Source organism: Tenebrionibacter intestinalis (assembly GCF_016632365.1).
Classification (GTDB): Bacteria; Pseudomonadota; Gammaproteobacteria; order Enterobacterales; family Enterobacteriaceae; genus Tenebrionibacter; species Tenebrionibacter intestinalis.
In genome coordinates this window covers 1-8,744 of record NZ_JAEPBH010000072.1, presented here as the reverse complement: position 1 = coordinate 8,744, position 8,744 = coordinate 1, and the positions used below count along the sequence as shown (strand labels likewise).

The following is an 8,744-nucleotide window of genomic DNA, read 5'->3' as shown; positions in this document are numbered from 1 at the left end:
TCTCTGATTTAGCACTGTACTGAATTTGGGCCAGGGTCATCACCCTATCCGCATTAACATCCTCCCGGCCCTGAAGAAGGGAGACTTACGGCGCATCGGATAAACGCGCGAGCCGTATCGAATAATAGCCATTAACGCAGCCTCATATCGGCGCCTGAAGTGTGAACAAGGTAATACTTTCAGAAATTTCCCCTGTCTTTTTCGTGGATAAAGCGCGCCATATTTGTATATTAATTCGCTTTATTTCTCTTAGTAGAAAGAAAATTCTTTATAACCGGATGACGTTGAAATGGATTTCCTGTATCAGAGGCGGGCATGCCGCCCGGTCTTGCCTGCCGTTTGTTTTTTGACGATGCTTTCAGGCGCGCCGTCGGCAGGCGCAGCACCCGGCGACGAGCCGTTTATTCTGCAACAGCAGCGCCAGCAGGCGCTGGAGCAACAGCTCACGCCGCCGCCGCCTGATGTACGCTTATCCGCGCCGGACACTTCAGCCAGGCGAATCGTCTTCCCGGTTGAAACGCCCTGCTTTACCCTCCATGAGGTCACCCTTGCGGGGCTGTCTGCTTTTCCCCGCTGGCTGCCGCTGCAACGCCTGGCCAATCAGGCAACGGGGCGCTGCCTGGGCGGCCAGGGCATTAACCTGCTAATGAGCACGCTTCAGAACCGAATGATCTCACACGGCTGGACGACCTCGCGCGTGCTGGCGCCGGTGCAGGATCTGAAAAGCGGCCATCTGCAACTGACCCTCATTCCGGGCAGGATTCGCCACGTGAAATTAACGCCAGACAGCAGCCGCTGGATCTGGCTTTACAGCGCATTTCCTGCCCGTGACGGGCAACTTCTGGATCTGCGGGACATTGAACAGGGGCTGGAGAACCTGCAGCGCCTGCCCACAGCGCAGGCTGAAATGGACATCGTCCCGGCCGAACAGCCCGGCGAGAGCGATATCCTTATCTCCCGCCAGCAGAGTAAATTCTGGCGGATTGGCGTATCGCTTGATGATGCCGGCGCCACGTCCACCGGGCGCTATCAGGGCGGGCTGACCCTGTCGCTGGATAACCCGCTGGCGCTAAGCGATCTGTTCTGGTTTTCCGTTAACCATGATTTACAAACCGGCCATGAAAAAGGTAACCAGAATATCAGCGCGCACTGGTCTGTTCCCGTCGGTTACTGGTCGTTCGGGCTTACCGGCAGCGATTATCACTATCACCAGACGGTGGCCGGTTATGCTGAAGATTACCGCTATAGCGGTAAAAGCCAGAGCATGAGCGCGCAGCTAAGCCGGGTACTGCACCGCAGCAGTTCGCAGAAAACCACGGCGACAATTGATGTGCAGACGCGCACTACCCGCAACTACATCAACGATACGCAAGTGGAGGTTCAGCGCCGCCATGTTTCGTCATGGAAAGCCGGGCTTTCACACCGCCACTACATCGGCCCGGCCACGCTGGATGCCGGCATCAGCTACCAGCGCGGCACGCGGTGGTTCGGGGCGCAGCCCGCGCCTGAAGAGGCGTTCGGCGAGGCCACGGCGCTCAGCCGTATTTTGCGTACCGATGCCCGCCTGAGCCTGCCCTTTGCGCTTGCCGGGCAAACCTTTCGTTATGACTTTGCCTGGCAGCGCCAGACCAGCAATACGCCGCTCACCTCGCAGGATCAGTTCTCCATCGGCGGGCGTTATACCGTGCGCGGTTTTGACGCGGAGCGCACGCTGAACGCCGATCGCGGCTGGTTAGTCCGTAATGATTTGTCCTGGCAAACGCCCCTGCCCGGCATGGCGTTTTATCTTGCGGCAGACTATGGAGAGGTGGGCGGTAAAGGCCGTGAAAACCTGGTGGGCGCTCACCTGGCCGGCGGCGCGGCAGGGCTGCGCGGGCAGGTCTGGAAAGTAGGGTACGACGCGTTTGCCGGTATTCCCTTCTCGCGCCCGGATGGCTTTAAAACCAGCCCGGTCACCTTCGGCTTTAGCCTGAATATGGATATCTGATGATGCGTTGTGGGGATTTTGACATACAGGCCCCGCTGCTTTTTGGCGGGCAGGTTTCAGAAGCGGAAATACTGGGGGCCGCCGTCTGGCTATGGATGCACTCCCCCATGCACCGGGATGCGCCGCTGCATGCGCTGCCCACGGTGCTGCTGCCTGTTATTAAACATCAGCAATACGCGCTGGTTTCGCAAGGCGAGCGCCCCGTGTTTTTTCTAAGCTGGATGTGGCTGAACGCGCAATCGGAAACGCGCTATCTCACCGAACCCGTGGTCATGATACGAGAAGAAGACTGGCGCAGCGGCGACAGGATGTGGCTGCGGGACTTTATCGCCCCGTTCGGGCATACCCGTGAGATGAGCCGGCTGTTAAGGCAGGACATTCTGCCAGACGCCTGCGCCCGCTATCTCTGGCACCGGGGAGAGTCCGTACGCCCCTGCATTAAAACCTTTCGGGGAAACCACGTCAGCCGGGAAGCCTTCCGGGCATGGAAACGACACAGCGCGCCATTAAGTGGGTTAATCCACTGCTGAGACGGCCAACTCGCGCAACCCCCGCCGGCCATGCGCTGAAAACGGAATAATAAGAACATAAAGGACTCATACCCATGAACAGGCTTTGCTATCGTATTATTTTCAACAGGGCGCGCGGCATGCTGATGGTGGTTGCGGATATCGCCCGCTCCCACGCTGGCCGCTCCCCCGCCTGCGCCACCGGCCACGCCCATTCACGCCTTATAAGTAAAGTCAGCGCCATCAGCTTCGGCCTGTGGCTCGCCACAGGCGTTATACAGACCGCCCGGGGCGCCATTACGGCGGATAAAACCGCGCCCGGCAACCGCCAGCCCACCATTCTTGGCACGGCTAACGGCACGCCGCAGGTCAATATCCAGACGCCCTCCGCCGGCGGCGTCTCCCGCAATACCTACAGCCGGTTCGACGTGGACAGCAAAGGCGTTATCCTTAATAACGCCCGCAAAAATACCTCCACGCAGCTTGCCGGCATGGTCGCCGCCAACCCGTGGCTGGCAAAAGGCGAAGCCCGAATCATCCTCAATGAAGTCAACGCCCGCGATCCGAGCCGGCTGAACGGCTACATTGAAGTGGCAGGCCGCAAGGCGCAGGTGGTGATCGCCAACCCCTCCGGCATTACCTGCGACGGCTGCGGCTTTATTAACGCCGGGCGCGCCACGCTGACCACCGGCGCGCCGCAGCTACAAAACGGCAGCCTCGCCGGTTATCAGGTGGAGCGTGGGGAGATTGTTATCAACGGTAAGGGGCTGGATACCACCCGTCAGGATCATACCGACATCATTGCCCGGGCGGTAAAAGTTAACGCGGCCCTGCACGCAAACGATCTGCGGGTGACCACCGGGCGCAACCGGGTGGACGCCGCCCACGAACAGGTGAGCGTATCGGCAGACGGGGGCGCGCCGCCACCGTTTGCGCTGGACGTCGCCCGGGTGGGCGGAATGTATGCCGGTAAAATTCGCCTGCGCGGCACCGAAAAAGGCGTGGGGATACGCAATGCCGGCCATATCGGCGCCGCTGCCGGAGAGGTGACGCTCAGCGCTGACGGCATCATCGGCAACAGCGGCGCCATTACGGCAGCCGGCAACCTCGCCCTCGCAAGCCGAAGCGGCGTGAATAACAGCGGCGCGCTCTGGTCTTCCGCAGACGCCGGCATCACAACAGCCGGACACGTGCAAAACAGCGGCTCCGTTGCCGCCTCCCGCCATACCCGCGTGAAGGCGGGCTCGGTGACCAGCACGGCGACGGGCACGCTGGCCGCAGGCGTCACTGCGGCGGGGAAAACGGGCAGCCACGGGGATTTAACGCTTGGCGCCGCCGGAAAGCTCGCCATGCACGGCATGAACGTGGCCGCCGGCGTTATTCAGGCCTCAGGCCAGGGGCTGGACGCCTCAGGGAGCCGCACGCAGGCAAAAAATATCACCCTGAACGCGGGCCAACAGAGCCTGAGCACGGCCGGGGCGCAGATAATCGCTGACGGCACGCTGAGCGCGCGCGCCGCCGCCGCGCACAATAACAACGGCGGCCTGCTTGCCGCCGACACCCTGTCGCTGGCGGCCAGGCAACTGAAAAATAACCAGGGGCAGATAGTCCAGAGCGGCGCGCAGGCGCTGACGCTGCATCATCAGGACGGTATTGAAAACCGTGAAGGCACCATCGCCGCCAACGCCCGCGACCTGACGCTTCAGACCGCACGGCTGGATAACCACGGCGGCGAAATTATCCACGCCGGAAGCGGCGCGCTGAACATCGCTTCCGGCGCGTTTACCGGCGGCCAGGGAAGCCTCACCTCATCCGGCGCCCTGGCGCTGACGGGACGCGAGCTGGTGCTGGACGGCGCCGCTACCACCGCACAGAGTATCCGCATCAAGGCCGACAGCCTCTCTAACCGCGGCGGGCAACTGATACAAAGCGGCAGCGGGACCATGGCGCTGGACGTGCGCCAGACAACCGATAACCGCGGCGGGCAGATTGCGGCAAACGGCGACGTTAAGCTGAACACCGCACGCCTGGATAACCGCCAGGGTAAAGTCCTGGCCGCCGACGCAGGCAGCCTTACCCTCACCGCCACGGGCCAGGCTGACAGCCGGGAAGGCGTGCTGGCCGCCGCCGGCAACGTGGCCATAACCGCAGGCCAGCTTGACAACGCAGGCGGGCTTATCAGCGCAGGGAAGGGGCAGGCGCAGCTAAGCAGCACAGGGCGGCTGGGCAACGCAGGCGGGCAGATTGCCGCCGCCGGCGACCTGAACATCGCCGCCGCCGGGCTGGATACCCGCCAGGGGGTGATGAGCGGCGATAACGTCGCGTTATCGCTGGAAACGACCACCCTGAACAACCAGGGCGGCGTCATCGCCGCGCAGCGCGACCTCACCGTGCGCAGCGGCGGGCTGAATAACGATGGCGGGCGGCTTCAGTCCGGCCAGGCCATGGCGATTGACACCCACGGCCAGGCGCTCGCCAGCCGGAACAGCGGCGAAAGCGGCGGTATTTATGCGCAAACCACCCTCACCCTCGACAGCGGCGAACTGGATAACAGCCGTGGCGTTATCCATGCCGGAGGGGATGCCCGCCTCACCACCGCCGCGCTGAATAACCAGGACGGCAGCCTGGCGTCCGGCCAGGCGCTGCGCCTCAGCGCACAGGGCGATGTCAACAATGACCGGGGGCTGATGCAGGCCGGCGGCCTGCTGAGTCTCCACACCCACGGCCACGCGCTCAGCAACCGTGAAAACCTACAGTCCGGCGGGATTGTCGCAGGCGGCGGCCTGACGCTCAACGCCGCCGGTGTGGATAACACCCGGGGGCTGATGCTCTCTGAGGGCGACCTGGCGCTCAACAGCGCCGCCCTGCTCAACCGGGAAGGCACGCTGGCGGCCGCCGCGGACATGACGCTGGCCGCACGCGGGCTGCTGGATAACACAGCGGGCCTGCTTCAGGCCGCCCGCCGCCTGAGCGCTGACACCCACGGCGGGGCGCTCATCAACAACGATACCCTCGACAGCGGCGGCATCGTTGCCGGCAGCGCCCTTTCCCTGACCGTCGGGCGTTTTGACAACCAGGCCGGCGCCGTGGCCGCAGACGGCGCCCTTACGCTTCAGGCCGGCCCCCTGAACAACCGGGCGGGCGTGATTACCGCCGGCGACGCGCTGTCGGCATCGGTCAGCGGGCCGCTGATTAACGACGCCGGGCTGATACAGGCCGGACAGGACATGCGCATTGACACCCACGGCAATACGCTCAGCAACCGCCAGACGGCGGAAAGCGGCGGTATCGTCACGGCGGCGTCACTGCAGATTAACAGCGGCGCGCTGGATAACCAGGGCGGCCAGATTGCCGCCGGGCAGACGCTGGCGCTTTCAGCGCAGGGCGCCGTCAGCAATGACCGGGGGCTGATGCAGGCCGGCCAGGACATGCGCATTGATACCCACGGCGACGCCCTCAGCAACCGTGAGACAAAGGACACCGGCGGAATTATCAGCTTCGGGCGGCTGAACGTGGCCGCCGGCGAGCTGATTAACCAGAGCGGGATGCTGGCCGCAGCCGACGACGCCACGCTTGCGGCCGCAGCCGTGAATAACCAGGACGGGATGCTGGCCTCGCAGGCGGCCCTGTCGCTGGATGCGCGGACAATGGATAACCGCCGCGGCGAAACCGGCGCCGCGCGCAATCTGGCGCTGACGCTGTCCGGCGCGCTGAATAACCAGAACGGCGTGATCAGCGCGGGCGAACAACTGGCGCTGACCACCCCGCAGCTTGATAACGCCGCAGGCGTCGTGGTTGCCGGCAAAGACGCCACGCTGGCCGCCGGCCAGACGGACAACCGCCAGGGCCGGATTGCCGCACAGGGCGCGCTGCGCCTGACCGGCCAGCGGCTGAACAATGATGACGGCGGGCTGGTGCAGAGCGCGTCAGACATCACGCTCGCCCTCGGGGATATCAGCAACCGCAACAGCGGAGAGCGCGGCGGCATCACCAGCCAGGGCGACATGCGCATCACCGCCGCCACCCTGCTCAGCGACCGGGGCCTGCTGCTCGCCGGCAAACAGGCCGTGCTGGATACGGGACGTTTCAGCAATATCAGCGGCACGCTCGTGGCGCTGGACGCGCTTAAACTCACCACCCGCAGCGATACGGATAACCGGGCGGGGCTGATTCAGGGCAAGGGCGTCACCCTTGATACCAGCGGCTGGCAACTGGACAACCAGGAAGGCACCCTTTACAGCCAGGCCGCCATGCAGCTTGCCACGGCGGGCCTGAACAACCAGGCCGGCACCCTTGCGGCAAAAGGGGATTTCACCCTGAAGGCTGGCTGGCTGGATAACCGCAGCGGCGGGCGCGCGGTGGGCGAGCAGGCAACCACCTTCACCCTGGGCCGCCTTGATAACCACAGCGGCCAGATACAGAGCGTCGGCAACCTGCAGGTGACCGCCGCGCAGGGCGTGGTGGATAACACGCAGGGGCTTATCCGCAGCGGCGCGACCGTGACGCTTAATGCCGATACCCTGTTAAACCGCGACACCCTGGCTTACGAAAACGGTATCGAGGGGCAAAACATTGAAGTCAACAGCCGCACGCTGGATAACGCCGGCGGCTCGCTGCTGGCCGGTAAAAACCTGACGGTCGCGCGCGCCGACACGCTGGACAACACCCGGGGCGAGCTCGCCGCCGGCAGCGCGCTGATGCTGGCCGGCGAAACCCTGAACCTGATTAACACCGCAGGCGTAATCAAGGCCGCAGAGCGCGTCACCCTTCAGGCCGACCGCATCGGCGGCGACGGGCAGGTGCTTTCCCGTGGGGATATGGCGCTGACCAGCCGCCAGGACATCCTTAATACCGGCGAGATGATTGCCAGCGGCAACCTCACCCTGACCACGCCCGGCGCCGTCTCCAACAGCGGTAAACTGCTGGCCGGCGCTAAACTCGACCTCACCGCCGCAAACCTGTACAACAGCGCCGCCGCAGAGATTGCCGCCGGCGACACCTGGCTTACCGTGGCGAACACGCTGACCAACCACGGCCTGATTGACGGTAACCGGACGCTGCTGAAGGCCGGCACGCTGAACAATATCGGTACCGGGCGTATTTACGGCGATTACGCCGCCATTCAGGCCGGGACACTGAATAACCTGGCGGAAAACGGCACGGCAGCCATCATTGCCGGGCGCGGGCGCGTGGACATCGGCGCACATACCCTGAACAACCGCGACCATGCCCTGATTTACAGCGCCGGCGACATGGCCGTTGGCGGCAGGCTGGATGCGAACGGGCTGGCGACCGGCCGCGCGGATACGCTCAGCAACCACAGCGCCACCCTTGAGTCAGCCGGGAATATGTCGCTGTCTGTCGCACAGCTTAACAACATCAACGACCGCTTCGCCACCGACGTGGCGCAGGTCTCCTCAGAGCCTGTCCACGAATACCAGCTTAATGGCGCCCCCGACCGCTGGCGCGCCGGGGCCGACGGCGTGTTTGTGGACAATAACTCCTCCGACGGCCTGCTTAACCTCAACACGCCGGCGTACAGCAGCGATAACTTCTATGAGTATCAGTACACCCGCACCACGGAAGAAGAGGTCATTACCGAAAGCGACCCCGGCAACATCCTCGCCGGCGGCCATCTCGCCATCCACGCAGACCGGGTGCTCAACGACAAAAGCCGGATTGTGGCGGGCGGCACGCTGGGTATTGAGGCTGAACGCGTTGATAATGTTATGCCGCAGGGCCAGCGCCGGATAACCGATGAAGGGGTGGTTACCCACTATTACCGCAAAAAAAATAAAGGCAGCGACTCACAGCGCGCCGTCACCACCGACTATGCGCCCCCCACCGTGATACAGAGCATCACCCTGCGCCCCGGCAGGCTGGAGGGCAACGCCGCCGTTAACGGCAGCGGACTCCAGCTTGCCTCCGCCGCACAGCAGGGTACCGATGCCGCCATCAGCCATACCGGCGCGCTCGCCAGCGCCTCCGGCGGGCGCGATATCCGCCCGGACGCCCCGCAGGCCGCCGGCGCAAAGCCGCCCGACCTCAGCGCCGGCATGCCGGCGCCGGATATCGCCTCCCCCGCCCTGCCCGGCGTCTCTCTCCCGGCACGCCAGCCCGTGGTCCCCAAACCCGGCCAGCAGACTGAAATCCCGCTGCCCGCCGCGCCGGGCAGCGACGCAGGCCGGCAGACCGTGGTGCGCATCACCGGCCCGAACACGCAGTTACCGGATAACAGCCTGTTTAAA

3 protein-coding genes are annotated in these 8,744 nt (G+C 64.1%); all 3 read left to right on the top strand.

What is annotated here, in order from left to right; genetic code table 11:
• Positions 1-352: 352 nt before the first annotated feature.
• A complete protein-coding gene (locus JJB97_RS17135; RefSeq protein WP_238715306.1) occupies positions 353-1,987 on the top strand; it encodes a ShlB/FhaC/HecB family hemolysin secretion/activation protein in 1,635 nt (544 codons plus the stop codon).
• A 2-nt stretch (positions 1,988-1,989) separates the two neighbouring features.
• Positions 1,990-2,517 carry a toxin-activating lysine-acyltransferase gene (locus tag JJB97_RS17130; RefSeq protein ID WP_238715305.1) on the top strand — a complete coding sequence of 176 codons (528 nt, stop codon included), beginning with the start codon at positions 1,990-1,992 and terminating at the stop codon, positions 2,515-2,517.
• A 74-nt stretch (positions 2,518-2,591) separates the two neighbouring features.
• Positions 2,592-8,744: two-partner secretion domain-containing protein (locus JJB97_RS17125; RefSeq protein ID WP_238715304.1), on the top strand; the 6,153-nt coding region annotated here is incomplete at its 3' end.

What these genes read in the sequence shown, in the direction of transcription:
- JJB97_RS17135 (WP_238715306.1), top strand. Translation starts at nt 353, where the DNA reads ATGCTTTCAGGCGCGCCGTCGGCAGGCGCAGCACCCGGCGACGAGCCG.
- JJB97_RS17130 (WP_238715305.1), top strand. Translation starts at nt 1,990, where the DNA reads ATGCGTTGTGGGGATTTTGACATACAGGCCCCGCTGCTTTTTGGCGGG.